We start from the raw sequence: 25526 nt of genomic DNA on the forward strand, positions 1-25526 counted from the left end.
CCAGTGGCTGGCTATGCCGCCGCCTTCCGTTTGCAAGGGGATCCCATGGCACGCAAGAAGGGCCGCGACATCAATGGCTGGCTGATCGTGGACAAGCCCGCGGGCGTCGGCTCGACGGCGGTGGTGGCCAAGGTCCGCTGGGCACTGGATGCGAAAAAGGCAGGCCATGCCGGCACGCTGGATCCCGACGCGACCGGCGTCCTGGCCGTGGCCCTGGGCGAGGCGACCAAGACCGTCGCGGCCGTGACGGACGCGCTGAAATGCTATGACTTCACGGTCAACTGGGGGGTCGAGACCGCGACCGACGATGCCTCGGGCGAGGTTGTCCGCAGGTCCGATTCCCGCCCGGACCGCGCCGCGATCGAGGCTGCGCTGCCCGCCTTTACCGGCAATATCATGCAGGTTCCCCCGGCCTTTTCCGCCGTCAAGGTCGATGGCGAGCGTGCCTATGACCTGGCGCGCGAGGGCGAGGATCTGGATCTGGCCGCGCGTCCCCTGTGGGTCCAAAGCCTGACGCTGCTGGATTGCGATACCGACACCGCGCGGCTGGAGATGATCTGCGGCAAGGGCGGCTATGTGCGGTCCATCGCGCGCGACCTGGGCCGGGCGCTGGGCTGCCTGGGCCATGTGGCGCATCTGCGCCGCACCTGGTCGGGGCCGTTCGAGGCCAGCGAGGGCGTTGCCTTCGACAAGATCGACCGAAGCGCGCAGGACTGGCTGGACAGCCAGCTTCTGCCTTTGGAAATCGCGCTGGGCGACCTGCCCATGCTGCGCGCCACGCCCGAAGGGGCGGTCCGCATCCGCAACGGCAATCCGGGCCAGGTGACGGGATCGGCGGAATGGGGCGATCTGGTCTGGGTCGCGGATGCCAAGGGGCCGGTCTGCATCGGGCGGTATCAAGGCGGGCTGGTGCAGCCCGAACGGGTCTTCAACCTTTAGCCCAGATAGGCACGCAGCCCCGGCGGCGGGTTGTCCAGCAGCGGCCCGGTCGGCACCGGCGGATGAGCCATGCCGCCATCGACCAGGATCGTCTGCGGCGCGAAGCTGCGGGCATCGCCGGGATCATGCGTGACCATCAGGACCGTGGCCTCGGTTTCATCGGCGATCCGCGCCAGCAGGGCCAGCATTTCCCCTTTCAAGGCGGGTCCAAGCGCCGCGAAGGGTTCGTCCAGCAGCAGCACGGGACGCGCGCGCAGCAGCACGCGGGCCAAGGCCACGCGCCCTTGCTGGCCGCCCGACAGGTTGGCGGGGCGGCGCGTCTCCATCCCCTCCAACCCGACTTCGGCCAGCACCTGCGCCACGCGGGCGCGCTGCGGATCGGACAAGCGCAGGTCCGGGCGCAGGCCAAGGCCCACGTTCTGCGCGACCGTCAGATGCGGAAACAGGTTCTGGTCCTGGAACAGCGTCGATACCGGGCGCCGACCGGGCGAAAGGGTGGTGATGTCCTGCCCCTCCACGCGGATCCTTCCCCGATCCGGGGCCAGGAATCCCCCCACCAGCGACAGCAGCGTGGATTTGCCCGACCCGGATGGACCGATCACCGCGATCCGCGCGCCCTTGGGTATCGACAGATCGGCGGACAGGGCAAAGCTGCCGCGCGTGACGTGGACGGCGTCGAATTCAAGCAAGGCGGCCCCCCCGGTCGAAGATCCAGAACAGGCCGAAGCTGATCGCCATCAGCAGCACCGCGCAGGCCGAGGCGTCCGCCATGCGATAGGAGTTCATCAACTGATACATCTGCAATGGCAGCGTTGGCCGGTCGCCCGCGAACAATGTGATCACACCCAGATCCCCCATGGCAAGTGCCGCCGCCAGCCCGCCCGCGAAGCCCAGCGGCCGGGCCAAGCGCGGCAAGGTTAGGTAGCGCAGCCGTGCAAGCCCCCCCATCTCCAGCGAATCGGCCAGCCGTCCATAATCCCTCTGCAAAGTCCGCGCGGCCGGGATCAGCGCCCGCAATCCGAAGGGCAGGGCCATGATCGCGTTGACCCCCACGGTCAGCGGCAAGGCCAGCGATTGGGGGTCAACCCATGGGCGCAGCAGGATGAACAGCCCCGTTCCCAGCACCAGGGGCGAGGCGATCAGCGGCAGCATCCCCGCGGTTTCCGCCCACCGCATCCGCCCGCGCGCCAGCGACAAGGCCAGCATCAGCGTCAGGATCAAGGCCAAGGTGGCCGAAATCAGCGCCATGACCATGGATCGCAGCGCAGCCTCCCAAACCTCGGGCGGCAGGGCGGGGATCGTCGGCAAACCGCGCGCCGTCACCGCGCCCATGGGCCAGATCAGGAATCCTGCTGCGGCTGTGATCACAAGGGCATCGCTGATCCGGCGCCAGCCGCCAGGCGCTGCGGGCATATGCGCGGCATCAAGCCCCGCCCCGAAGGCTGCAGGAATCGCAATCCACCATGCCAGCATCATCGCGCAGACGCAGATGCCGATCTGAATCAGCCCCAGGCTGGCCGCCCGGCCCAGGTCGAAGTCGAAGCGGAAGGCCTGATAGATCGCCAGTTCCACCGTGGTCGCGCGCGGCCCGCCGCCCAGGGCCAGCGCCACCGTGAAGCTGGTCAGGCAGACCAGGAACACCGCCAGCCAGACCCCCGGCAGCACCGCCCGCAGCATCGGCCGTTCCAGATGCCGCGCCACGTCGCGGGGGCCGAAGCCCAGCGATGCGGCCAGCCGGAAGCGTTCGGCCGGGATTGCCTGCCAGCCTTGCAGGATCAGCCGCACGGACAAGGGCAGGTTGAAGAACACGTGCGCCAGGATCACGCCCTGCCAGCCATAGATGCTGACCTCGGGCAATCCGGCAATCCGCAAGGCATCGTTGATCGCGCCGTTGCGGCCAAAGACCGAAATCAACCCCATGATCGCCACGATCACCGGCAGGATGAAGGGCGCGCCCAACAGCGTGACCAGGGCCGACCGTCCGGGAAAGCGCCGCCGGGCCAGGGCGCGGGCCACAGGAATTGCCAGCGCGGACGACAGGGCGGCGGACAAGGCCGCCTGCCACAGCGTGAACCAGACCGCCTGCCAGTCCCAGGGGCCAAGCCCGGACAGTCCCTGCGCCTGCCACATGACTGCGGCAAGCGTCCCCCCGATCAGCAGGGCCAGTCCGGTTGCGGCGACCGCTCCCCCGGCCTCGGCCCGCGTCAGCCGGAAAATGCCCGCAGCCATTCGTCTAGCGCGGGCTGACGCAGTGCCTCGGCCTCGTCCTCGGAATAGAACAGGGTCTTTTCGGGGCGCGGCAGGTCGCGCATGACCTGCGGCCAGTCATCCTGGGGCAGCTTGGCGGGCAGCGACCAGTTGGCCAGCGGGATCACCGTCTGGAACTCGGGCGTCAGGATCCAGTCCATGAAGGCTTGCGCCAGTTCCGGCTGGTCGGTGGTGCGAAGCTGGGCTGCGACCTCGGTCATGAAGTAGTGGCCTTCGGGGAAGATGGCGGCCTTCTTGGTCGTGTCGTCCTCCTCGGCGATGTGATAGGCGGGCGAGGTGGTATAGGACAGGACCATGTCGGCCTCGCCCTCGGTGAACATCCCATAAGATTCCGACCAGCCCTTGGTCACGGTCAGCACCTTGGGCGCCAGCTTGGCCCAGGCGTCGGGCGCCTGGTCGCCATAAACCGATTTCACCCACAAAAGCAGCGCCAGCCCTGACACGGACGACCGCGGATCCTGGATCACGATCTTCAGGTCGTCGGGAGCCTCCAGCAATTCGGCGAAACTGGCGGGCGGGTTCTGCAACCGGGTTTCGTCATAGACAAAGGCGGTCTCACCCCAGTTGTAGGGCAGGAAAATCTCATCCGTCCATTCGATGGGCAGCGACAGATCGCCCGTGTCCTGCCCATGCGGCGCGAAAAGGCCGGATGCACGGGCGCGGGCGGTCACGTCGGTGTTCAGGCCGAAGACGATGTCGGCCTCGGTCCGCTCGCCCTCCATCAGCACGCGGGACAACTCGTCCCCGGTGACAAAGCGCAGGTCGCAGTTGCAAAAGGCCTCGAACCCTTCCTCGATCTTCGGGCCGGGGCCCCATTCGCTGGTGATGGATTCGCCCGCATAGACGGTCAGGACGGGCTTGTCCTGCGCCATGGCCGGGGTCGCCGCCAGCAGAACAAGCATCAGGGGCAGTTTCATCGCTGTCTCCTTTCCAAAAGGGTTCCGAAAGAAAGGACAGCGTCACCTTCCCTCCGCCGGTGTTAGCCGGATCAGGTTCAACGGGTCCGCTTTCGCGTCTCAGCCACATGGCCCCCCGAGGTAGGCCCGAATGTAGGGATTTCGCGCGCCCGCGCAAGCGGCTAGAACAGCGGCCATGACGAAGGACATGACCGATCAGCCCACCCCGATGATGGCGCAGTACCTGGCGATCCGGGACGCCAATCCCGGTGCGCTGCTGTTCTATCGCATGGGCGATTTCTACGAGATGTTCTTCGACGACGCGGTGGCCGCCGCAAGCGCCCTGGATATCGCGCTGACGAAACGCGGCACCCATGCGGGGGAACCCATCCCGATGTGCGGCGTGCCGGTCCATGCGGCCGAGGGCTATCTGCTGACGCTGATCCGCAAGGGCTTCCGCGTGGCGATTGCCGAGCAGATGGAGGATCCGGCCGAGGCCAGGAAGCGGGGGTCGAAATCGGTTGTGGCCCGCGACGTGGTGCGGCTGGTGACGCCCGGCACCCTGACCGAGGAATCGCTGCTGGAAGCGCGGCGCCACAACTATCTGGCCGCCTTCGCCCAGGTGCGGGAGGATTGCGCGCTGGCTTGGGTGGATATTTCCACCGGCGCCTTCCAGGTGATGGACTGCCCGCTGCCGCGCCTGGCGCCCGAACTCGCGCGTCTGGCGCCGCGCGAATTGCTGGCCTGCGACGGATCGGGCCTGGACGATCTGGCGGCTGATGCCGGTGCGGCGCTGACCGACCTGCACGCGTCCGCCTTTGACAGCGCGGCGGGGCAGCGGCGGTTGTGCGCGCTGTATGGCGTGGAGACGCTGGACGGGTTTGGGTCCTTCACCCGTGCCGAACTGGCGGCCATGGGGGCCATCGTCGATTACCTGGACCTGACGCAGAAGGGAAAGCTGCCCCTGCTGCGCCCGCCGGTTCGCGAACGCGCAGGCGGGGCGATGGGGATCGACGGGGCGACCCGGCGCAACCTGGAACTGACGCAGGCGCTGTCCGGTGGACGCGAGGGGTCGCTGCTGTCGGCCATCGACCGGACGGTGACGGCTGCGGGCGCCCGTTTGCTGGAACGTCGCATCGGCGCGCCATCGCGCGATCTGGCGCTGATCCATGCGCGGCATGACGCGGTGGCGATGCTGGTCGATGATCCCCGCCTGACGGGCGATCTGCGAACGGCGCTGGCCCGTGTGCCCGACATGGACCGGGCGCTGTCGCGGCTGGCGCTGGACCGGGGCGGGCCGCGCGATCTGGCCGCGATCCGGGCGGGCTTGACGCAGGGCGCGGCCATCGCGGTGCGGCTGCCCGCCGAGGCGGCGCCGGTGCTGGCGGATGCCGCGCGCGACCTGACTGGGCACGACGACCTGATCGGTCTGCTGGACGATGCGCTTGTGGCCGAACCGCCGCTGCTGGCCCGCGACGGCGGCTTTGTGGCGGCCGGTTACGACGCCGATCTGGACCAGACCCGCCGTCTGCGCGACGAAGGCCGGGGGGTGATCGCCGGGATGCAGGCGGAATACGCGGCGCTTGCCGGGGTGCAGAGCCTCAAGATCAAGCACAACAACGTGCTGGGCTATTTCATCGAGACGACGACGACCCATGCCGAACGCATGATGGCCCCGCCGCTGAACGCGACCTTCATCCACCGCCAGACCACCGCCAACCAGATCCGCTTCACCACCGTCGATCTGTCGGAACTGGAAACGCGGATCCTCAACGCCCGCGACCGCGCGCTGGAGATCGAGCGGGGCATCTTCGACCGGCTGCGGGCGGCGGTGCTGGACCGCGCGGCCCCCATCGGCCAGGCGGCCCGCGCTTTGGCCGAGATCGACCTGTCAGCCGCCTTCGCCGACATCGCCACGGGCGAAGGCTGGACGCGGCCCATGGTCGATGAAAGCCGCGCCTTCGTGATCGAAGGGGGACGCCACCCGGTCGTGGAACGCGCCCTGAAGCGCAAGGCGGAAAGCTTTGTCGCCAATGACTGCGCGCTGACCGAAGGCGACACCCCCGCGATCTGGCTGCTGACCGGGCCGAACATGGCGGGCAAGTCCACCTTTCTGCGCCAGAATGCGCTGATCTCCGTGCTGGCCCAGGCTGGTGCCTTCGTGCCCGCCCGCAGCGCGCATATCGGCCTTGTCAGCCAGCTTTTCAGCCGCGTGGGCGCCGCCGACGACCTGGCGCGGGGCCGGTCCACCTTCATGGTCGAAATGGTGGAAACCGCCGCGATCCTGAACCAGGCCGATGACCGGGCGCTGGTGATCCTGGACGAGATCGGGCGCGGCACCGCGACCTGGGACGGGCTGTCCATCGCCTGGGCGGTGATGGAGCATCTGCACGAAACGAACCGCTGCCGCGCGCTCTTCGCCACCCATTACCACGAGATGACGGCGCTTTCCGCCAAGCTGGACGGCGTGGAAAATGCCACCGTTGCGGTGCGCGAATGGGAAGGCGAGGTGATCTTCCTCCACGAGGTTCGCAAGGGCGCCGCCGACCGCAGCTATGGCGTGCAGGTCGCGCGTCTGGCGGGGCTGCCCGCATCCGTCGTGGACCGTGCCCGCGCCGTGCTGGACGCGCTGGAATCGGGCGAACGCGAGGGCGCAGCCCGCCCCGCCGCCCTGATCGACGACCTGCCGCTGTTCCGCGCCGTGCCGCCTGCGCCGCCGCCTGCCAAGGCCAAATCCAGTCTGTTGGATACGCGGATGAAGGACATCCATCCCGACGCCCTGACCCCGCGCGAGGCGCTGGATCTGATCTACGAACTCAAGTCCCTGACCGGAGATTCTGCATGAGCTATAACACCTTTGGCCGCGAATTCCGGTTCACCACCTGGGGCGAAAGCCACGGTCCCGCCCTTGGCGCCACCGTCGATGGCGTGCCCCCCGGCATGGCCCTGGACGAGGGTTGGATCCAGCAGTTCCTGGACCGCCGCCGCCCCGGCACCTCGAAGCACACCACCCAGCGGCGCGAACCCGACCAGGTCCGCATCATGTCCGGCGTCTTCGAGGGCCGCACCACCGGCACCGCGATCCAGCTGATGATCGAGAACACCGACCAGCGGTCCAAGGATTACGGGGAAATCGCGCAGGCCTTCCGCCCCGGACATGCCGATATCACCTATCACCTGAAATACGGCCACCGCGATTATCGCGGGGGGGGCCGGTCCAGCGCCCGCGAAACGGCGGCGCGGGTCGCGGCGGGGGGCGTCGCGCAGGCGGTGCTGCGCGAGTTGCTGCCCGATCTGCGGATCACTGGATACATGGTGCAGATGGGAACGCTGCACCTGGACCGTGCGAAATTCGACGCGAATGCGATCAACGACAACCCGTTCTTCCTGCCTGATGCGACTGCGGTGGACCAGTGGTCCGATTATCTGGACACCATCCGCAAGGACCAGAACAGCGTCGGCGCCGCCATCGAGGTTTTGGTCGAGGGCTGCCCGCCGGGCCTTGGCGCGCCGGTCTATGCGAAGCTGGACACCGACCTTGCCGCCGCGATGATGTCGATCAACGCCGTCAAGGGCGTCGAGATCGGCGAGGGGATGGGTGCCGCCGCCCTGACCGGAACCGACAATGCCGACGAGATCCGCATGGGCAATGACGGGCCGATCTATCTTTCGAACCACGCGGGCGGCATCCTGGGCGGCATCAGCACCGGCCAGCCGATCGTGCTGCGCTTTTCGGTCAAGCCGACCAGTTCCATCACCACGCCGCGCCGCACCATCGACCGCCACGGCAAGGAAATCGACCTGATCACCAAGGGCCGCCACGATCCCTGCGTGGGGATTCGCGCGGTTCCCGTGGCCGAGGCGATGGCGGCTTGCGTCATCCTGGACCACCTGCTGATGGACCGGGCGCAGACGGGGGGCCAGCGAGGCCGGATCGGCGAATTGCCGCAAAACTGACGCAAAACTTTCAAAAATCCGGTGCCTGTCATAAAAGGGTCATGCTTCTTTCGCACAAGCGTCACCACGGGCGCTTAGGTCACGCACAGGCCCAGCCTTGGGCGTGAAGAAAACAGGAGAGATCCATGTCCACCGTGAAATTCACCGTCTCGGCCCTTGCCGTGATCGCCGCCTCGGCCACAGCCGCGGCCGCCCGCGACCAGATCCAGGTCTCGGGGTCGTCCACCGTGCTTCCCTATTCCACCATCGTGGCCGAAGTCTTCGGCGAGAACATGGACTTTCCCGTTCCGGTCGTCGAATCCGGCGGCACGGGCAGCGGGTTGCAGAAATTCTGCGAGGGCGTGGGCGCCAACACCATCGACATCGCCAATGCCAGCCGTCCCATTCGTGACGCCGAACGCGAAACCTGCACCACCAATGGCGTGACCGACATCATGGAAGTCCGCATCGGCTATGACGGGATCGTCTTCGCCAGCGCCGCCAATGGCCCGGATTTCGCCTATACTCCTGCCGACTGGTTCAACGCCCTGTCCGCCAAGGTGGTTCGTGACGGCCAGGTCGTGGACAACACGGCCGCCAACTGGAACGAGGTGAACCCGGATCTGCCCGCGCAGGAAATCCTGGCCTTCGTCCCCGGCACCAAGCACGGCACCCGCGAGGTCTTCGAGGAAAAGGTGATCCTGGCAGGCTGCGAGGAATCGGGCGCCATGGAAGCCTTTGTCGCATCCGGCATGGACGAGGACGCGGCCGAGGAAGCCTGCACCACGCTGCGCACCGATGGCCGCGCGGTCGATATCGACGGCGACTACACCGAAACGCTGGCGCGCATCGAGTCCTCGCCCAACGGCATCGGCGTGTTCGGCCTGTCCTTTTATGAAAACAACACCGACAAGCTGAAGGTCGGCACCATCGGTGGTGTCACTCCGTCCACCGAGACCATCGCCTCGGGCGAATATCCGGTGTCGCGCCCGCTGTTCTTCTATGCGAAGGCCGCGCATATAGGCGAAATTCAGGGCCTCAAGGAATTCCTGGAATTCTTCGTGTCCGATGAGATCGCCGGTCCCGACGGCCCGCTGGCCCAATACGGGCTGGTGTCGGATCCCGAACTGGCAGCGACCCAGCAAGCCGTCGCCAACGGGACGGTGATGCAATAACGCCAAGCGGGCGGCCCGGAAAAACCGCGCCGCCCGCCGCTTTCTCGTAAAGGATTGCCCCGAATGCCGCTGTCATGGGCGTTGTTTGCAAGTTTCCTGCTGGCCGCTGCCGGTTACATCGTCGGCCGCAGCCGCGCCTTTGCGACTGCGGGACCGGACGTGCGCAAGCTGCACAGCCGCCCCATCTATCACGGCACCAGCGTCGCGCTGGCCGCGTTGCTGCCCGCCGTGGCGGTGCTGGGCCTTGCGTCCGTCCTGCGCCTGACGGGTGTGGTGACGCCCGAATCCGGGCTGGTTGCGGGGGCCATCGCCCTGATCGCCGCCGTGCTGGGACTGGGCGTGGGCGTGATGCGGATCGGCCAGGAATACCAGGCCCGCAACGTGGTCGAGCGGATGGTCCTGGGCCTTCTGATGCTGTGTTCGCTGATCGCCATCGTGACCACCGCCGGGATCGTGCTGTCCCTGGTCTTCGAGACCGGGCATTTCTTCCAGCTTTACGACTGGAAGGCCTTTTTCTTCGGCACCGAATGGACGCCGCGCTTCCAGGGCAATTCTCGTCTGGGGATAGTGCCATTGCTGTGGGGCACGATGTATGTATCGGCCATCGCGCTTCTGGTGGCGGTCCCCATCGGACTGTTCGCCGCCGTCTATATGTCGGAATACGCGTCGCGCCGGGTGCGCGGCTTCGTGAAACCGGCCATCGAGGTTCTGGCCGGGATTCCCACCATCGTCTATGGCCTGTTCGCGCTGATCACCGTCGGCCCCCTGCTGCGCGATTACTTTGCGCAACCGCTGGGCCTGGGCAATTCCGGCACCTCGGTCCTGACGGCCGGACTGGTGATGGGGATCATGCTGATCCCCTTCGTCAGTTCGCTGTCCGACGACATCATCAACGCCGTGCCGCAATCCCTGCGCGACGGGGCGCTTGGGCTGGGATCGACGCCTTCGGAAACCGTGCGCCAGGTGGTGCTGCCCGCAGCCCTTCCGGGCATCGTGGGCGCGGTCCTGCTGGCCGCCAGCCGCGCCATCGGTGAAACCATGATCGTGGTCCTGGGCGCGGGCGCCGCAGCCCAGATGAGCCTGAACCCGCTAGAGGCGATGACCACCATCACCGTCAAGATCGTCAGCCAGCTGACCGGCGACAGCGACTTCAATTCGCCGGAAACGCTGGTGGCTTTCGCCCTGGGGCTGACGCTGTTCGTCATCACCCTGGCCCTGAACGTCGTCGCGCTGATCATCGTGCGCAAATACCGCGAGCAATACGAATGACCGATATGCCGCTGTCCCAGCCCGTCGCCGTGCCCGACCGCAAGTCCGCCTCGTTGCTGCAACAGGATGCGCGCACCAAGGCCCGCAATGCCGCCGAGAAGCGCTTTCGCCTGTATGGCGTCGCTGCCATCGCCATTTCCATGATCGCGCTTGTGGTGCTGCTGGCCACGATCCTGACCGGCGGCGCGGGCGCGTTCCGCCAAACCTATCTGAGCATCCCCGTGACGCTTGACGCTGCCGTCCTGGACCCCAAGGGCAACCGCGATCCGGCGGAAATGGCCAAGGTGCTGACGCTGTCCTATGGCAAGGTTCTGGACGCCGCGGTCGAGGCCACGGTCGCGCGCCACGGCATCCAGATCGAGGGACTGTCTGACAAGGACATCGACGGCCTGATTTCCAAGGAAGCCTCGGCCCAGGTGCGCAACCGCGTTCTGGCCGAACCCGACCTGATCGGCCAGACAGCCGAATTCGACGTGCTGACGGGGGGCCGCATCGACGGTTTCTTCAAGGGCCGCGTGACCATGGAAAGCGCGGCACGCGACAGCAACACCTCGCCCCAGCAGTTGCAACTGGCGCAGGAACTGGCCGACCGGGGCGAGATCGTGACCCGCTTCAACTGGAACTTCCTGAGGCTTGCCGACGCATCCGACCAACGCCCCGAGGCGGCTGGCGTGGGCGCGGCAATCGTGGGGTCGTTCTACATGATGCTGGTGGTGCTGGTCTTGGCCGTGCCCATCGGCATAGCGGCCAGCATCTATCTGGAAGAATTCGCCCCCAAGAACCGCATCACCGACATCATCGAGGTCAACATCTCGAACCTGGCGGCGGTGCCGTCGATCGTCTTCGGGATCCTGGGGCTGGCGGCCTTCATCAACTTTGCGGGCCTGCCGCAATCGGCGCCCATCGTGGGCGGGCTGGTGCTGACGCTGATGACGTTGCCGCGCATCATCATCCCGACGCGCGCCGCGCTGAAGGCTGTGCCGCCCTCGATCCGCGATGCGGCCCTGGGGGTGGGCGCGTCCAAGATGCAATCGGTGTTCCACCATGTCCTGCCCCTGGCCACGCCCGGCATCCTGACCGGCATGATCCTGGGCCTGGCCCAAGCCCTGGGGGAAACCGCGCCGCTGCTGCTGATCGGCATGGTGGCATTCATCCGCGACATCCCCGGCGGTCTTCCCCAGGGGTTGTTCGACCCGGCATCCGCCCTGCCGGTGCAGGTCTATAACTGGACGCAGCGGTCGGACCCGGCCTTTATCGAACGGGCATCCGGGGCGATCATCGTGCTGCTGGTCTTTTTGCTGTGCATGAACGTGCTGGCCATCTGGTTGCGCCGCAAGTTCGAACGCCGTTGGTAAACGGCCCCGAGGAGCCAATATGTACGATACGAGCCACCGCTTGGAGAACGCCGTGACCCCCAAGGACATCAAGATCCAGGCCCGCCAGGTGCAGGTCTTTTATGGCGACAAGCAGGCGCTGAAGGATGTCGATGTGGACATCCTGGACAAGACCGTGACCGCCTTCATCGGCCCGTCGGGCTGCGGCAAGTCCACCTTCCTGCGCTGCATCAACCGCATGAACGACACCATCCCCATCGCCCGGGTCGAGGGCGAGATCCTGCTGGACGGCGAGGATGTGTATGACCGCCGCGTCGATCCGGTGCAGTTGCGCGCCAAGGTCGGCATGGTCTTCCAGAAGCCGAACCCCTTCCCCAAGTCGATCTATGACAACGTGGCCTATGGTCCCCGCATCCACGGGCTTGCCCGCAACCGTGCGGAACTGGACGATGTCGTGGAAAAGGCCCTGCGCGGCGCCGCCTTGTGGAACGAGGTCAAGGACCGCCTGTCCGAACCCGGCACCGGCCTGTCGGGCGGCCAGCAGCAGCGGCTGTGCATCGCCCGGGCGGTCGCCACATCGCCCGAGGTTCTGCTGATGGACGAACCCTGCAGCGCGCTGGATCCGATCGCCACCGCCCAGGTCGAGGAACTGATCGAGGAATTGCGCACCCGATTCTCGGTCGTGATCGTGACCCATTCCATGCAGCAGGCCGCGCGCGTCAGCCAGAAGACGGCCTTTTTCCACCTGGGCAACCTGGTCGAATATGGCGACACCGACGACATCTTCACCAAGCCGCAGGACAGCCGAACCGAGGCCTATATCTCGGGCCGGATCGGCTGAGGCAACAGAAGGGCAGGACACATGAACCGCGAAAAGCATATCTCGTCGGCCTTCGACCGCGACCTGGAAACGATCCAGGCCCTTGCCGTCAAGATGGGCGGCATGGTCGAGGCCGCCATCAGCGACGCCGCCACGGCGCTGGAAACCAGCGACGTGGAACTGGCCGAACAGGTTCGCCGCCGCGACAAGGCCATCGACGCCCTGGAGGTGCAGTTGAACGAGGATGCCGCCCGGCTGATCGCCCTGCGCGCGCCCACGGCCACCGACCTGCGCATGGTTCTGGCGGTGATGAAGATCGCCCATTCGCTGGAACGGGTGGGCGATTACGCCAAGAACATGGCCAAGCGCACCCATGTCCTGTCGCAGATGTCGCCCATCGACGGGGCGGGCCTGGCCCTGCGCCGGATGAGCACCGCGGTGGGCAGGATGGTCCAGGACGCGCTTGACAGCTATATCCGCCGCGACGCCGGGCTGGCCGAGGACGTGCGCCAGCGCGACCTGGAAGTGGACCAGATGTACAACGCGCTGTTCCGCGAGTTCCTGACCCACATGATGGAAGACCCGCGCAACATCACCGCCTGCATGCACCTGCATTTCATCGCCAAGAACGTCGAACGCATGGGCGATCTGGCGACTGCCATCGCCGAACAGGTGATCTATCTGGTCACGGGCGAGTTGCCTGACGACAGCCGTCCCAAGGACAACAGCGTGCCGGGCATGGTTTCGGACCAGCCGGCAGGGGGCTGACCATGACGCGGCAAGCCCCTTGCGTTCTGGTGGTCGAGGACGAAGGCGCGCAGCGCGAAGTCCTGCAATACAACCTGGAGGCCGAGGGTTTCGCGGTCGTGGTCGCCGACAACGGCGAGGACGCGCTGCTGCTGGTCCAGGAAGAACAGCCAGACCTGATGGTTCTGGACTGGATGCTGCCCAAGGTGTCGGGCATCGAGGTCTGCCGCCAGGTCAAGGCCGATCCCGCGACGCGCGGCATCCCGATCATCATGCTGTCCGCGCGCAGCGAGGAGACCGACCGGGTGCGCGGCCTGGAAACAGGGGCCGACGATTATGTCGTGAAGCCCTATTCCGTGGTGGAACTGATGGCCCGGCTGCGCACGCAACTGCGGCGCACGCGGCCCGCCAGCATGGGCGAGCGGCTGTCGTTCGCCGACATCATCCTGGACGCCGCAGAACACCGCGTTTTCCGGGCGGGCCAGACCCTGCATCTGGGACCGACCGAATTTCGGCTGCTGTCCGCCTTGATGGAAAGGCCGGGCCGGGTCTGGACGCGCGAACAGCTGCTGGACCGGGTCTGGGGGCGCGACATCTATGTCGATACGCGCACCATCGACGTTCATGTTGGCCGCTTGCGCAAGGCGCTGATGCAGAACGGCGGCGCCGATCCGATCCGCACGGTGCGCGGGACGGGGTATTCGCTGGGCTAGGCGTTCTTGTCCCAGGACGGGTTGGCGATAAAGCCGATCACCTCCTCGATCCCCGGAATGGCGTCGCCCGCGCCTGGCCGCGTCACCTTCAGCGCCGCTGCGCCTGCGGCCAGGCGCAGGGCTGCGGGGACCGGATCACCCCGGTCCAGGGCCGCCGCGAAATAACCTGCGAACGTGTCGCCCGCCCCCGTCGTATCGACCGGTTTGACGGGAAACGCGGCTTGGCGGTGAACGGTCCCCGTGGTCAGGTCGCGGTATTCCGCGCCATCGCCCCCGCGGGTGATCAACAGGCCCTGGACCGGCAGATCGCCCGGCATTGCCGCAAACAACTCATCGGCCTCGCCCGCGTTCATCGCTAGGATGGTCGCAAAGGGCAGCATGGCGCGCACCGCCCCGATGTCGAAGGGCGCGGCGGAATAGATCACCCGGGCGCCCGCCTTCCGTGCGATCCGCGCGGCATCCACCTGGCAGGCCGTCTCGTTCTGGATCAGCAGGGTATCCTGGGGCTTGAGGGCCGTCAGGGACTTTTCCAGCATGGTCCGGGTGATCGCCCGGTTTGCGCCCGGATGAATGACGATGGCGTTTTCCGCCTGGCTGTCCAGCAGGATGATCGCATGGCCTGTCGCCTGCCCCGGCAGGCGCCCGATATCGGCGGTGCAGACCCCGGCGTTCTTCAACCGGTCCACTACCCAGTCATCGCCCGTGCCCATGGCCCCGATGTGATGGGTGATCGCACCCGCGCGGGCGGCGGCAATGGACTGGTTCGCGCCCTTGCCCCCCAGGCCCTGGACATAGCTGCGGGCGGCCAGCGTCTCGCCCGGGCGGGGCAGGTGATCCAGCCGATAAACATGGTCGATATTGATCGACCCCAGGTTCCAGATCGCCATGTGTTCCCTTTCGATATTCGATGCGGCCATGGTGGCGGGGGGCCGCGTGGCTTGTCCAGTAACGAAAGACGCGCCCCGAAAAGGGGCGCGTCAGGGTGTTTCATCGGCGATCGGATCAGCGATGCAGCTTCTTGCCCTTGTGCGGCGCCCAGATCCGCTTGTTGGTCAGATACAGAAGCGAGGTCAGCACGATCAGCAACAACACCGCCACCAGGCCCACCTGCTTGCGGTCGGTCAGCTTGGGCTCGGCGGTCCACATCATGAAGGCCGCCACGTCGCGGGCCATCTGGTCGGCCGTGGCGGGGGTGCCGTCCTCATAGGTGACCAGATCGTCCGACAGCGGCGGCGGCATACCGATCAGGCCGCCTGCGAAGGCGGTGTTTTCGTACAGGACGCTGCCCGCCTGCTCGACTTCCTCGCCCGTATAGCCGGTCAGCAGGGCATGGATGTATTCCGGCCCGCCGATACCGTTGACCAACTGGCTGATTCCGGTGCCGTAAGGGCCATGGAAGGCCGCGCGCGCCTTGGCCATCAGCGACAGATCCGGTCCCATGCCTTCGCCCGTGACCGTGGGCAAGTGGTCGGTCGGCAGGCGCGGACGCTCTTCTCCGGTTTCGGGATCCAGGACCGCCGTCAGGTTTGCCGCATAGGCGCGGACCTGATCCTCGGGCAGGCCGGGGCCGCCGTCGTCATGCAGCGTGCGGATCGGCACGAACTTCATGCCGTGGCAGGCCGAACACACCTCGGTATAGACCTGCAGTCCGCGTTGCAGCTGGAACTGGTCGTATTTGCCGAACGGACCTTCGAAGCTGAAGGCGATGTCTTCGATATGGGCCGCGCCGTGGCTGGCCGCGGCGTGTTCCTCGCCTGCGGCTTCCGCGTGACCGCCTTCTGCCGCGCTGGCATCGTCTTCGCCCGCGCCCTCGATGTCGTCATGGCCTTCCTCGGCCACAACGGTGCCGGTGGTTTCGGCCGGAGCGGCGGCTTCGTCCCCTTCGGTCACCTGGACGGCGTCCCCGGCTTCCTGGCCCGCGCCTTGCTCGGCTTCGGCAGGTTCAGCAGCCGCAGGTTCCTCTGCTGCCGGTTCAGCGGCGGTGGCCTCGGCTGCGGGTTCTTCCGCAGCCGGTTCCGCGGCAGCGTCCGCCGGAGCGGCGTCCGCTTCGGCAGCCGGGGCTTCCTCGGCCGGGGCTTCAGCGGGGGTTTCCCCCTCGGTTGCCGTCACCGATGGCACTTCCGGCGCCTCCATCGGGGTCTGCTCGGCCCCGGCGGGGGTCGAGGTCGGCTCGGACGACTGGGTGGGCGCGGTCGCGGATTCGCCGGCGGGGGTTTCCCCCGATCCGGCTTCGACCGGGTCGGCAGGCGCCTGGGCCGGGGTTGCCTGGCCCACATCCGTTTGATCGGCGGGGGCCGGGGCGGCGGCGGGTTCGGACGACTGCTGCGTTCCGGCCGGTTGCTGGGCCGGGGCGGGCGTGGCGGCGTCCTGCGCAAGGGCAGGGCCACCGACACAGACCGCCAGGGCCAGAGCGGCCGTGAGCGTCTTGTTTCTCAGGGTCATTGTCCGGCTCTCCTTACTCGGCCATGCGCGTGGGGGAATTGTGATGCGCAAGGTAGTCTTCCTCGATGGTCGCAGGCATGGGCTCGGGCTTCTCGATCACGCCCAGCAGCGGCAGGATGATGAGGAAATAGGCGAACCAATAGGCCGAGGCGATCAGCGAGATCGACGCATAGGGTTCTTCGGCAGGCATCGCCCCACACCACATCAGCAGCATGAAGTCGAAGGCCAGCAGCCAGAACCACCACTTGAACTGCGGGCGATAGCGGCCCGAGCGGACGCGGCTGGTGTCCAGCCAGGGCACAAGCGCCATGACTAGGATCGCGCCGAACATCGCCAGCACGCCGAAGAACTTGGCGTCGATGATGCCGAAGGACAGGAACTGGACGATCTGCACGACCCAGACATCCGCCGTGAAGGCGCGCAGGATGGCGTAAAAGGGCAGGAAGTACCATTCCGGCACGATATGGGCGGGCGTCACCAGCGGGTTCGCCTCGATATAGTTATCGGGGTGGCCCAGATAGTTCGGCATGAAGCCCACGACCGCGAAGAACACGACCAGCACCACGCCAAGCGCGAACAGATCCTTCATCACGAAATAGGGCCAGAAGGGCAGGGTGTCCTTTTGGGCGTCTTCCTTGCTGGTCCGGCGCACCTCGACCCCGGTCGGGTTGTTGTTGCCGGTGGTGTGGAAGGCCCAGACGTGGACAACGGCCAGGCCCAGGATCACGAAGGGCAGCAAGTAGTGCAGCGAGAAGAAGCGGTTCAGCGTGGCGTTGTCCACGGCCGGTCCGCCCAGCAGCCATTGCTGGATCGCGCCGCCGACGCCCGGGATCGCGCCGAACAGGCCGGTGATCACCGTGGCACCCCAGAAGGACATCTGGCCCCAAGGCAGCACATAGCCCATGAACGCGGTCGCCATCATCGCCAGATAGATCAGCATGCCGATGATCCAGGTGACCTCGCGCGGCGCCTTGTAGCTGCCGTAGTAGAGGTTGCGGAAGATGTGCAGATAGACCGCCACGAAGAACAGTGATGCGCCGTTCGCGTGCAGATAGCGCAGCATATAGCCGCCGTTCACGTTGCGCATGATGTGTTCGACCGATGCGAAGGCCATGTCGACATGCGGCGTATAGTGCATCACCAGGACGATGCCGGTGACGATCTGCAGAACCAGGCAGAACATCAGGACAATGCCCCAGATCCACATCCAGTTCAGGTTCTTGGGCGTGGGGATCATGATCGTGTCATAGATCACCCCCGCGATCGGCAGGCGGCGGTGAAGCCATTTTTCGAAGCCTGTCTTAGGCTCGTAATGGTCGTGCGGAATTCCGGCCATGCGAAGCCTCCTCAGCCCAACTGGATGGTTGTGTCGCTGATGAACTCAGCGACGGGAATGTGCAGGTTCTGCGGTGCGGGGCCGCGGCGGATGCGTCCGGCGGTGTCGTAATGCGAACCGTGGCAGGGGCAGAACCAGCCGCCGAAATCGCCCGCGCCGTCGCCGATGGGGACGCAGCCCAGGTGGGTGCAGACGCCAATCTGGACCAGCCATTCGCCGGCCTCGTCCAGGGTGCGGTTCTGGTCGGTGGCGGGTTCGGTCCCGCTCAGATTGGCATTCTGTGCGGTGGGGTCGATCAGTTCCCCCAGATCGACCGCGCGGCCGGCCTCGATCTCCTCGGGGGTGCGGCGGCGGATGAACACGGGCTTGCCCAGCCATTTGACAGTCAGCTGGGTGCCTTCCGCGATCCCGCTGACGTCGACTTGGATCGAGGCAAGCGCCTGCACGTCGGCCGAGGGGTTCATCTGGTTCACAAGCGTCCAGGCGGCGGCACCGGCGGCCACCGTGCCTGCGCCCGCCGTGGCATAATAGAGGAAATCCCTCCGGGTGCCTACGTGGTCATCTGCGTGGGACACGGGTCATTCTCCAATTCGGGCCGAAGGACCGGCCGATACGACAATCCGGGCCGCGTATCGTCGCAGCCTTCGCGCGGCGGTTCTAGCCTTCAATTATCTGTCAGTCCAGCCGGTAAGCCCGCCTGACCGGGGCCATGGACCAGCCTATGTTGGAAAATTGTCGCGGGCATTTCGTCGCAGGGAGACAGTCACGGGGCTTTCCGCCCTCATGGCCGCTGTTGCGGCCCGTCGTTGCCGGAAAAGGTCCGCCAGGCATCCTTGCCGGGGGCGCCAATGGCCCAAGGCTATTTGACGTGAACGAAGACGGTTACAAAAGACCCTGGCTGCGAAAGGAAAGCTCTCGCGACTTGCCGATGATCAGGTGGTCGTGGATGGTGATTCCCATGCTGTCGGCGGCCTGGGCGATGCGGGCTGTCATGGTGATGTCGGCATCCGAAGGCGTGGGATCGCCCGAAGGATGGTTATGGACCAGGATCAATGCCGAGGCGTTCAGTTCAAGCGCGCGGCGGATGATTTCACGCGGATAGACCGGGACATGGTCGACGGTTCCCCGTGCCTGTTCCTCGTCCGCGATCAGGACGTTCTTGCGGTCGAGGTAAAGGACGCGAAACTGTTCGATCTCGCGATGCGCCATGGCAGTGTGGCAGTAATCCAGAAGCGCGTCCCAGCCTGACAGAACGGGGCGGTGCATGACACGGGCACGCGCCATGCGCTGTGCCGCAGCCTCGACGATCCTGAGTTCGGTGATCACGGCGGGGCCAACGCCATCCATCTGTTCCAGGCGCGTAGCGGGCGCGGTCAATACCCGGTTGAAATCGCCAAAGGCTTCGATCAGGCGGCGGGCCAGGGGCTTTACGTCCTGGCGCGGGATGGCGCGGAACAGGACCAGTTCAAGAAGTTCGTAGTCAGGCATCGCCGCCGCGCCGCCCGCCATGAAGCGTTCGCGCAATCGGGCGCGGTGGTCTGCCAGATAGGACGGCGCCTTGCCACCGGGCAGCGGGATCGGCGCGGCCTCGTCAGTGGCGGGCTGGAACAAGGGCAGGGGCATTTCGCCAAAGGTGCGATTCGGGTCCATGGCGACAGCATGGACCCGTGCCGGTGAATAAAGGGTTAACGCACCATCAGCGCGTCATGCCGTCCCAGAAACTCTTGACCTTGTTGAAGAAGCTGTCCGACTGAGGGCTGTTGTCAGCCTTCTGTTCCTCGAATTCGCGCAGCAACTCGCGCTGGCGCGGGGTCAGGTTCACGGGGGTTTCGACCGTCAGTTCGATCAGCATATCGCCCGGTTCGCCCGCAGCGCCGGGGCCATGGCGCAAGGGTGGCATCCCCTTGGCGCGAAGGCGCATCTGGCGACCGGACTGGCTGCCCGCCGGAACCTTGACCCGGGCACGGCCACCGTCGATGGTCGGCACCTCGACCTCGCCCCCAAGGGCGGCGGTGGCCATGCTGACCGGAACCTGGCAGGCCAGGATCTTGCCGTCGCGCAGGAAGATCGCGTGTTCCTGAACCTCGATGAAGATATACAGATCTCCGGCAGGGCCGCCGCGCAGCCCGGCCTCGCCTTCCCCGGCCAGACGGATGCGGGTGCCGGTTTCGACGCCTGCGGGGATGTTGACCGACAAGGTGCGCTCGCGTTCGGTCCGGCCCGCGCCGTGGCAGGCCTTGCACGGATTCTTGACGATCTGGCCCTGACCGCCGCAGGTGGGGCAGGTGCGTTCAACCGTGAAAAAGCCCTGTTGCGCCCGGACCTTGCCCATGCCCGCGCAGGTGGGGCAGGTGGCGGGCTGGGTCGCGCCCTCGGCCCCGGTGCCCTCGCATTCCTCGCAGGCAATGGAGCCGGGAACGGTTATGGATTTCTTGAGGCCCGTATAGGCCTCTTCCAGGCTGACACGCAGGTTGTAGCGCAGATCCTGGCCGCGTTGCGCGCGGGACCGGCCACCGCCGCCGCCGCCGCGACGCCCCATCATGTCGCCGAACAGATCCTCGAACACGTCGGCAAAGGCGGTGCCGAAATCGCCCGGATGAGCGCCGCGCCCGTTGAAACCGCCACCGCCGCCTTCAAAGGCCGCGTGACCGAATCGATCATAGGCCGCCTTCTTCTGGTCGTCCTTGAGGCAGTCATACGCCTCGTTGGCTTCCTTGAAATGCGATTCGGCCTGTGGATTGTCTTGATTGCGGTCGGGATGCAGTTCCTTCGCCTTCTGGCGATAGGCCTTCTTGATTTCCTCGGCCGATGCCCCGCGCGTCACGCCCAGAACCTCGTAATAGCAACGCTTGGCCATTTTTTGTCCTGTCTGGTTCCCCAACGAAATGGCCGGCCCGCGTTTCTCGCACGGACCGGCCCAGAAAGGGTGCGGCCCGGATCAGCCGCGCTTCTTGTCTTCGCCGAGGTCTTCGAAATCGGCATCCACGATGTCGTCATCGACGTTGCGCGGCTGATCGCCATCCTCGTCGCCGCCGTCAGCGGTGGCCTGGGACGACTTGTAGATGGCCTCGCCCAGCTTCATCGATGCATCCATCACGTTCTGGATGCCGCCGCGGATCTTGCCCGCGTCGTCGGATTTCAGCGATTCCTCCAAGGCGCCCATCGCCAATTCGATCGCCTCGACGGTCGAGCTGTCCACCTTGTCCCCATGCTCTTCCAGCGACTTCTTGGTGGAATGCATCAGGCTTTCGGCCTGGTTGCGAGCCTCGACCAGTTCGCGGCGGGACTTGTCGGCGTCGGCATTGGCCTCGGCATCCTTGACCATCCGGTCGATATCCTCGTCGGTCAAACCGCCCGAGGCCTGGATGGTGATGTTCTGGGTCTTGCCGGTGCCCTTGTCCTTGGCGGAAACCGACACGATGCCGTTGGCGTCGATGTCGAAGGTCACCTCGATCTGCGGCAAGCCGCGCGGCGCGGGCGGGATGTCTTCCAGGTTGAACTGACCCAGCAGCTTGTTGTCCGCCGCCATTTCGCGTTCGCCCTGGAACACCCGAATCGTCACGGCGTTCTGGTTGTCTTCCGCGGTCGAGAAGATCTGCGACTTCTTGGTCGGGATCGTGGTGTTGCGGTCGATCAGGCGGGTGAACACGCCGCCCAGGGTCTCGATGCCCAGCGACAAGGGCGTCACGTCCAGCAGGACCACGTCCTTGACGTCGCCTTGCAGCACGCCCGCCTGGATGGCCGCGCCAAGCGCCACGACCTCGTCGGGGTTGACGCCCTTGTGGGGTTCCTTGCCGAAGAACTCGGTCACGGCCTCGATCACCTTGGGCATCCGGGTCATGCCGCCGACCAGGACGATCTCGTCGATGTCGGATTTCGACACGCCCGCGTCCTTGATGGCATCGGCCACCGGCTTCATGGTGCGCTTGATCAGGTCGCCCACCAGGCTTTCAAGTTTCGCACGGGTCAGCTTGATGACCAGGTGCAGCGGCGTGCCGCTGTTCTTGTCCATCGAGATGAACGGCTGGTTGATCTCGGTCTGCGACGAGGAGGACAGTTCGATCTTGGCCTTTTCGGCGGCTTCCTTCAGGCGCTGAAGGGCCATCTTGTCCTTGGTCAGGTCGACGCCGTGTTCCTTTTTGAACTCGTCGGCCAGATAGTTGACGATGCGCATGTCGAAGTCCTCGCCGCCGAGGAACGTATCCCCGTTGGTCGATTTCACTTCGAACAGCCCGTCGTCGATTTCCAGGATGGTGATGTCGAAGGTGCCGCCGCCAAGGTCATAGACCGCGATGGTCTTGCTGTCCTTCTTGTCCAAGCCGTAGGCCAAGGCGGCCGCGGTCGGCTCGTTGATGATGCGCAGGACTTCCAAGCCCGCGATCTTGCCCGCGTCCTTGGTCGCCTGACGCTGCGCGTCGTTGAAATAGGCGGGAACCGTGATGACCGCCTGCGTGACGGTTTCCCCCAGATAGGATTCGGCGGTTTCCTTCATCTTCTGAAGGATCATCGCGCTGACCTGGGCAGGGGAATATTTCTCATCCCGCACCTTGACCCAGGCGTCGCCGTTGCCGCCGTCCACGATGTCGTAGGGAACCAGCTTGCGGTCCTTTTCGACGGCCTCGTCGCCGACCCGGCGGCCGATCAGGCGTTTCACGGCAAACACGGTATTGGTGGGGTTCGTGACGGCCTGGCGCTTGGCAGGCTGGCCGACCAGGCGCTCGCCTTCCGTGAAGCCCACGATCGAGGGCGTGGTGCGGGCGCCTTCGCTGTTCTCGATGACCTTGGGCTGGCTGCCGTCCATGATCGCGACGCAGCTGTTCGTGGTGCCGAGGTCGATGCCGATGACTTTTGACATGCTTGTTTCCTTCTTGCGGCGATTGTCTGGACTTCAGGTCCGTTATGGCCCCCGAGGCCCGATCCCAAATACGTTTTCAGCTCCGGCGGGCCGGACGCTTCGGGGGTGTATATAGGGATGGTTTCAAGCCCCGCAAGCGCCGGATGCGGGCAATTTGCGCCTGCTCAATCAGCCGCGCTCCAGCTGAGGGATTCGTATTTGCGGGTGGTGAAGTTGATCAGCAAGCCGATCATCATCGCGGCCAGCGAAAACCAAAGCGCATAAAGCGGATCCGATTTCAGGGGCGTATAGTTGATGAAGATGTATCCGCGCTGCTGGTCGATGATGTGGAACAGGGGGTTCCAGATGAACCAGGGCAGCAGGGCGTTGGGCACCACATTGCCCACGAACATCTTGCCCGACGCGAACATGTTGATGCGCTGATAGGCCGTGGTGAACAGCTTGGACGCACGGGGCGACCAAGGCCGGATGCCCAGAAACACCAGGCCGATGCAACCCCCTGAAAACCAGGCCAGCAGATACATCCCCAGGCTGCCGGGCCAGAAGTCGAAACGGATGGGCGTCATCAGCACGTGATACAGCCACAGGATTGCGATGCAGCTGATGGTCTGGCGATACAGCACCGCAAGGGCCGCCGAGGCGATCAGGATCGCGGGGTTCAGGGGTTCGTGCTTGACCAGTCCGCCCGTCACCGAATGGCTGCCCGCCACTGCGCCCGATGCCTGGACATGGACCATGAACATGAAGATGCCCGACATCAGGTACAGCATGAAGTCGCCGCGAATGGGCGAATTGCGCACCCCCATGACCAGATAGATCAGCAGAAACGCCATCATGAAGATCGCCGACTGCAGGATCGTCAGCAGCAGCCCGACGACCGCGTTGCGATGGTCGTTGCGCAGGTTATAGACGGTCTGGTGATAGATCAGGCCCAGGGTCGTGCCCGCCGCCCCGATGATCGTGCTGTTCTTTCGCTGGTTGAACAAAGCCTGTGCCGCCCCTGCTGCCCGGTCCCGCGGGCGCTTGCCCAAGCCGTCTGCCCCGATCATAAGGGGATCCGGTGCCCGTCACAATCGGCGGGACCGCGACAGGCGGGCCGTCCGGGAGGGAAACTAGATGGAATTTGAACGACTGATCGCCCAGATGCGGCGCCTGGCGTTGCAGGCCGGAACGCGGATCCTGGAGATCTATGATGCCGATGACTTCGACGTGCGGGCCAAATCCGACGATTCGCCCGTCACCGCCGCCGACGAGGCGGCCGATGCGCTGATCTCGGCCGGGCTGCGCGAGGCTTTCCCGGACATTCCCCTGATCACCGAGGAACAGGCCGCCAGCCATGCGCAGACGGCCCGGACCTTCCTGATCGTCGATCCCCTGGACGGAACCAAGGAATTCGTCCAGCGGCGCGGCGACTTCACCGTCAACATCGCCTATGTCGAAAACGGCGTGCCCCTGCGCGGCGTGGTCTATGCCCCCGCCAAGGGACGGCTGTTCTATACCACCGCCGACGGACGCTCGGTCGAGGAGCAGGGGCCGTTCGGCGACACTCCCGGCCAGACCGTTCCCATCGGCGTCAATCCGGTTCCCGACAATCGGGGGTTGATGGTGGTCGCGTCGAAATCACACCGGGATGCCGCGACCGACGATTACATCGCGCAATATGCGGCGCGCGACATGACCAGCGCCGGATCGTCGCTGAAGTTCTGCCTTGTCGCGACCGGAGAGGCGGATCTGTATCCCCGCCTGGGCCGCACAATGGAATGGGACACGGCGGCGGGCGATGCCGTGCTGCGCGGCGCGGGGGGCGAGGTCGTGCGCTTTGACGACCACACGCCCCTGACCTATGGCAAGCCGGGATTCGAGAACCCGTTCTTCATCGCCTTCGCGCCGGGCGTGCTGCTGGTCCGGGCCTGATGTCGGTCCTGATCGTCATTCCCGCCCGCCACGCCTCGACCCGCTATCCGGGCAAGCCGCTGGTGGAACTGCGCGGCGCCTCGGGCCAGGCGCGCAGCCTGATCCGGCGCAGCTGGGATGCGGCCATGGCCGTGTCCGGCGTGGACCGGGTGGTGGTCGCCACCGACGACACCCGCATCCGGGACCACGCCGCGGGCTTCGGAGCCGAGGTCGTGATGACCGGCACCGCCTGCCGCAACGGCACCGAACGCTGCGCCGAAGCCCTGTCCAATCTGGGGATCGCGCCCGAGGTCGTGGTCAACCTGCAAGGCGACGCGCCCCTGACGCCCCCCTGGTTCGTCGAGGATCTGGTCGCGGGCCTGCGTGCGGATGCGGGCGCCGATGTGGCGACCCCGGTCTTGCGCTGCACCGGCCGGATGCGCGCCGACCTGATCGCCGACCGCCATGCCGGCCGCGTGGGCGGGACGACGGCGGTCTTTGGCCATGACCGCCAGGCGCTGTATTTCTCCAAGGAAGTGATTCCCTTCGCGGCGGGCGATTTCGGCGACGCCGAACCCAGCCCGGTTTTCCACCACGTCGGCGTTTACGCCTATCGGCCCAATGCCCTGGCGGAATATGCGTCCTGGGACGAAGGCCCCCTGGAGCGGCTGGAAGGACTGGAACAGTTGCGCTTTCTTGAACGCGGCCGCCGGATCCTGTGCGTCGAGGTCGAATCGCGTGGCCGCCAGTTCTGGGAACTGAACAATCCCGAGGACGTTTCTCGTCTGGAAGCCATGATGCAGGCCATGGATCTGGACTGACCGGGTGCCGGCGGCGGAACAATTTAATCAAAGACGCAGAAAATACTTGGTTGTTTTCTGCAATTGCATTGGCACCATTCCG

The 25526-nt window shown here is 65.9% G+C and carries 22 protein-coding genes and 1 riboswitch; of the genes, 11 read left to right on the forward strand and 11 right to left on the reverse strand.

The annotated features are described in order from the left end of the window. Nucleotides 1–45: 45 nt before the first annotated feature. Nucleotides 46–939 carry a tRNA pseudouridine(55) synthase TruB gene (truB, locus tag Q5701_RS02480; protein ID WP_306753577.1) on the forward strand — a complete coding sequence of 298 codons (894 nt, stop codon included), beginning with the start codon at nt 46–48 and terminating at the stop codon, nt 937–939. Here truB and Q5701_RS02485 read toward each other — a convergent pair. The 3 genes from Q5701_RS02485 to Q5701_RS02495 are packed head-to-tail and all read right to left on the reverse strand — an operon-like array spanning nt 936 to nt 4124. After that, on the reverse strand, nt 936–1628 hold the full coding sequence (locus Q5701_RS02485; RefSeq protein ID WP_306753578.1) for a thiamine ABC transporter ATP-binding protein: 693 nt from the start codon (nt 1626–1628) through the stop codon (nt 936–938). The genes truB and Q5701_RS02485 overlap by 4 nt on opposite strands. After that, nucleotides 1621–3168, reverse strand: coding sequence for a thiamine/thiamine pyrophosphate ABC transporter permease ThiP (locus Q5701_RS02490; RefSeq protein WP_306753579.1), 1548 nt, complete (start codon nt 3166–3168; stop codon nt 1621–1623). Before Q5701_RS02490 ends, Q5701_RS02485 begins: the two co-directional genes overlap by 8 nt. Further along, entirely contained in the window at nt 3144–4124 is a 981-nt protein-coding gene (locus tag Q5701_RS02495; protein ID WP_306753580.1) for a thiamine ABC transporter substrate-binding protein, read from the reverse strand. The genes Q5701_RS02490 and Q5701_RS02495 overlap by 25 nt, the downstream gene beginning before the upstream one ends. A gap of 31 nt (nt 4125–4155) precedes the next feature. Further along, nucleotides 4156–4252: riboswitch (TPP riboswitch) on the reverse strand. 59 nt (nt 4253–4311) lie between these two features. Between Q5701_RS02495 and mutS the strand changes: the two genes are divergently transcribed. The 8 genes from mutS (at nt 4312) to phoB (ending at nt 14097) form a co-directional block, all read left to right on the forward strand. Continuing rightward, on the forward strand, nt 4312–6948 hold the full coding sequence (mutS, locus tag Q5701_RS02500) for a DNA mismatch repair protein MutS (RefSeq protein ID WP_306753581.1): 2637 nt from the start codon (nt 4312–4314) through the stop codon (nt 6946–6948). Next, the gene (gene aroC / locus Q5701_RS02505) at nt 6945–8060 is read left to right on the forward strand and encodes a chorismate synthase (RefSeq protein ID WP_306753583.1); all 1116 of its coding nucleotides are present in this window, start codon (nt 6945–6947) and stop codon (nt 8058–8060) included. The genes mutS and aroC overlap by 4 nt, the downstream gene beginning before the upstream one ends. 125 nt (nt 8061–8185) lie before the next feature. Further along, nucleotides 8186–9214: a substrate-binding domain-containing protein gene (locus Q5701_RS02510; protein WP_306753584.1), complete on the forward strand. Its 1029-nt coding sequence runs from the start codon at nt 8186–8188 to the stop codon at nt 9212–9214. Between the two features lie 63 nt (nt 9215–9277). Further along, on the forward strand, nt 9278–10483 hold the full coding sequence (gene pstC / locus Q5701_RS02515; protein WP_306753585.1) for a phosphate ABC transporter permease subunit PstC: 1206 nt from the start codon (nt 9278–9280) through the stop codon (nt 10481–10483). Further along, nucleotides 10480–11838, forward strand: a complete 1359-nt coding sequence (gene pstA / locus Q5701_RS02520; protein ID WP_306753586.1) for a phosphate ABC transporter permease PstA — start codon at nt 10480–10482, stop codon at nt 11836–11838. Before pstC ends, pstA begins: the two co-directional genes overlap by 4 nt. Before the next feature lie 19 nt (nt 11839–11857). Beyond that, nucleotides 11858–12658, forward strand: a complete 801-nt coding sequence (gene pstB / locus Q5701_RS02525; RefSeq protein WP_234854577.1) for a phosphate ABC transporter ATP-binding protein PstB — start codon at nt 11858–11860, stop codon at nt 12656–12658. 21 nt (nt 12659–12679) lie between these two features. Next, nucleotides 12680–13405 carry a phosphate signaling complex protein PhoU gene (gene phoU, locus Q5701_RS02530; protein ID WP_306753587.1) on the forward strand — a complete coding sequence of 242 codons (726 nt, stop codon included), beginning with the start codon at nt 12680–12682 and terminating at the stop codon, nt 13403–13405. A gap of 2 nt (nt 13406–13407) precedes the next feature. Continuing rightward, complete coding sequence (gene phoB / locus Q5701_RS02535) at nt 13408–14097, forward strand: phosphate regulon transcriptional regulator PhoB (RefSeq protein ID WP_306753589.1); 690 nt, start codon at nt 13408–13410, stop codon at nt 14095–14097. Here phoB and Q5701_RS02540 read toward each other — a convergent pair. From Q5701_RS02540 to Q5701_RS02575, 8 genes are all read right to left on the reverse strand, one after another. Continuing rightward, a complete protein-coding gene (locus Q5701_RS02540; RefSeq protein WP_306753590.1) occupies nt 14094–14984 on the reverse strand; it encodes a ribokinase in 891 nt (296 codons plus the stop codon). The genes phoB and Q5701_RS02540 overlap by 4 nt on opposite strands. A gap of 115 nt (nt 14985–15099) precedes the next feature. Then, a complete protein-coding gene (locus tag Q5701_RS22800) occupies nt 15100–15912 on the reverse strand; it encodes a cytochrome c1 (protein WP_373568643.1) in 813 nt (270 codons plus the stop codon). Between the two features lie 640 nt (nt 15913–16552). Next, complete coding sequence (gene petB, locus Q5701_RS02550; RefSeq protein ID WP_234854583.1) at nt 16553–17875, reverse strand: cytochrome b; 1323 nt, start codon at nt 17873–17875, stop codon at nt 16553–16555. Nucleotides 17876–17886: 11 nt separating this feature from the next. Beyond that, nucleotides 17887–18450 (reverse strand): ubiquinol-cytochrome c reductase iron-sulfur subunit, encoded by a 564-nt coding sequence (gene petA, locus Q5701_RS02555; RefSeq protein WP_306753594.1) that lies wholly within the window; start codon nt 18448–18450, stop codon nt 17887–17889. 307 nt (nt 18451–18757) lie between these two features. Beyond that, nucleotides 18758–19525, reverse strand: coding sequence for a RadC family protein (radC, locus tag Q5701_RS02560; protein WP_306753595.1), 768 nt, complete (start codon nt 19523–19525; stop codon nt 18758–18760). A gap of 46 nt (nt 19526–19571) precedes the next feature. Further along, nucleotides 19572–20732 (reverse strand): molecular chaperone DnaJ, encoded by a 1161-nt coding sequence (gene dnaJ / locus Q5701_RS02565; RefSeq protein WP_234854588.1) that lies wholly within the window; start codon nt 20730–20732, stop codon nt 19572–19574. An 81-nt stretch (nt 20733–20813) separates the two neighbouring features. Further along, a complete protein-coding gene (gene dnaK, locus Q5701_RS02570; RefSeq protein WP_306753596.1) occupies nt 20814–22730 on the reverse strand; it encodes a molecular chaperone DnaK in 1917 nt (638 codons plus the stop codon). 164 nt (nt 22731–22894) lie between these two features. After that, entirely contained in the window at nt 22895–23779 is an 885-nt protein-coding gene (locus Q5701_RS02575) for an ABC transporter permease (RefSeq protein WP_306753597.1), read from the reverse strand. A gap of 67 nt (nt 23780–23846) precedes the next feature. On the opposite strand from Q5701_RS02575, the gene cysQ reads away from it, so the two are divergent. After that, a complete protein-coding gene (cysQ, locus tag Q5701_RS02580) occupies nt 23847–24644 on the forward strand; it encodes a 3'(2'),5'-bisphosphate nucleotidase CysQ (protein WP_306753598.1) in 798 nt (265 codons plus the stop codon). After that, nucleotides 24644–25444, forward strand: coding sequence for a 3-deoxy-manno-octulosonate cytidylyltransferase (locus Q5701_RS02585; RefSeq protein ID WP_306753599.1), 801 nt, complete (start codon nt 24644–24646; stop codon nt 25442–25444). Before cysQ ends, Q5701_RS02585 begins: the two co-directional genes overlap by 1 nt. Nucleotides 25445–25526: the final 82 nt, after the last annotated feature.

The sequence above is a fragment of the Paracoccus actinidiae genome, assembly GCF_030863885.1.
Lineage (GTDB): Bacteria > Pseudomonadota > Alphaproteobacteria > Rhodobacterales > Rhodobacteraceae > Paracoccus > Paracoccus everestensis.

Bases quoted from the DNA above. Each gene is read 5' to 3' on its own strand.
- truB (WP_306753577.1), top strand. From the start codon at position 46: ATGGCACGCAAGAAGGGCCGCGACATCAATGGCTGGCTGATCGTGGAC.
- Q5701_RS02490 (WP_306753579.1), bottom strand. From the start codon at position 3,168: ATGGCTGCGGGCATTTTCCGGCTGACGCGGGCCGAGGCCGGGGGAGCG.
- Q5701_RS02495 (WP_306753580.1), bottom strand. From the start codon at position 4,124: ATGAAACTGCCCCTGATGCTTGTTCTGCTGGCGGCGACCCCGGCCATG.
- mutS (WP_306753581.1), top strand. From the start codon at position 4,312: ATGACCGATCAGCCCACCCCGATGATGGCGCAGTACCTGGCGATCCGG.
- aroC (WP_306753583.1), top strand. From the start codon at position 6,945: ATGAGCTATAACACCTTTGGCCGCGAATTCCGGTTCACCACCTGGGGC.
- Q5701_RS02510 (WP_306753584.1), top strand. From the start codon at position 8,186: ATGTCCACCGTGAAATTCACCGTCTCGGCCCTTGCCGTGATCGCCGCC.
- pstC (WP_306753585.1), top strand. From the start codon at position 9,278: ATGCCGCTGTCATGGGCGTTGTTTGCAAGTTTCCTGCTGGCCGCTGCC.
- pstA (WP_306753586.1), top strand. From the start codon at position 10,480: ATGACCGATATGCCGCTGTCCCAGCCCGTCGCCGTGCCCGACCGCAAG.
- pstB (WP_234854577.1), top strand. From the start codon at position 11,858: ATGTACGATACGAGCCACCGCTTGGAGAACGCCGTGACCCCCAAGGAC.
- phoU (WP_306753587.1), top strand. From the start codon at position 12,680: ATGAACCGCGAAAAGCATATCTCGTCGGCCTTCGACCGCGACCTGGAA.
- phoB (WP_306753589.1), top strand. From the start codon at position 13,408: ATGACGCGGCAAGCCCCTTGCGTTCTGGTGGTCGAGGACGAAGGCGCG.
- Q5701_RS02540 (WP_306753590.1), bottom strand. From the start codon at position 14,984: ATGGCGATCTGGAACCTGGGGTCGATCAATATCGACCATGTTTATCGG.
- petB (WP_234854583.1), bottom strand. From the start codon at position 17,875: ATGGCCGGAATTCCGCACGACCATTACGAGCCTAAGACAGGCTTCGAA.
- radC (WP_306753595.1), bottom strand. From the start codon at position 19,525: ATGGACCCGAATCGCACCTTTGGCGAAATGCCCCTGCCCTTGTTCCAG.
- dnaJ (WP_234854588.1), bottom strand. From the start codon at position 20,732: ATGGCCAAGCGTTGCTATTACGAGGTTCTGGGCGTGACGCGCGGGGCA.
- dnaK (WP_306753596.1), bottom strand. From the start codon at position 22,730: ATGTCAAAAGTCATCGGCATCGACCTCGGCACCACGAACAGCTGCGTC.
- Q5701_RS02575 (WP_306753597.1), bottom strand. From the start codon at position 23,779: ATGATCGGGGCAGACGGCTTGGGCAAGCGCCCGCGGGACCGGGCAGCA.
- cysQ (WP_306753598.1), top strand. From the start codon at position 23,847: ATGGAATTTGAACGACTGATCGCCCAGATGCGGCGCCTGGCGTTGCAG.
- Q5701_RS02585 (WP_306753599.1), top strand. From the start codon at position 24,644: ATGTCGGTCCTGATCGTCATTCCCGCCCGCCACGCCTCGACCCGCTAT.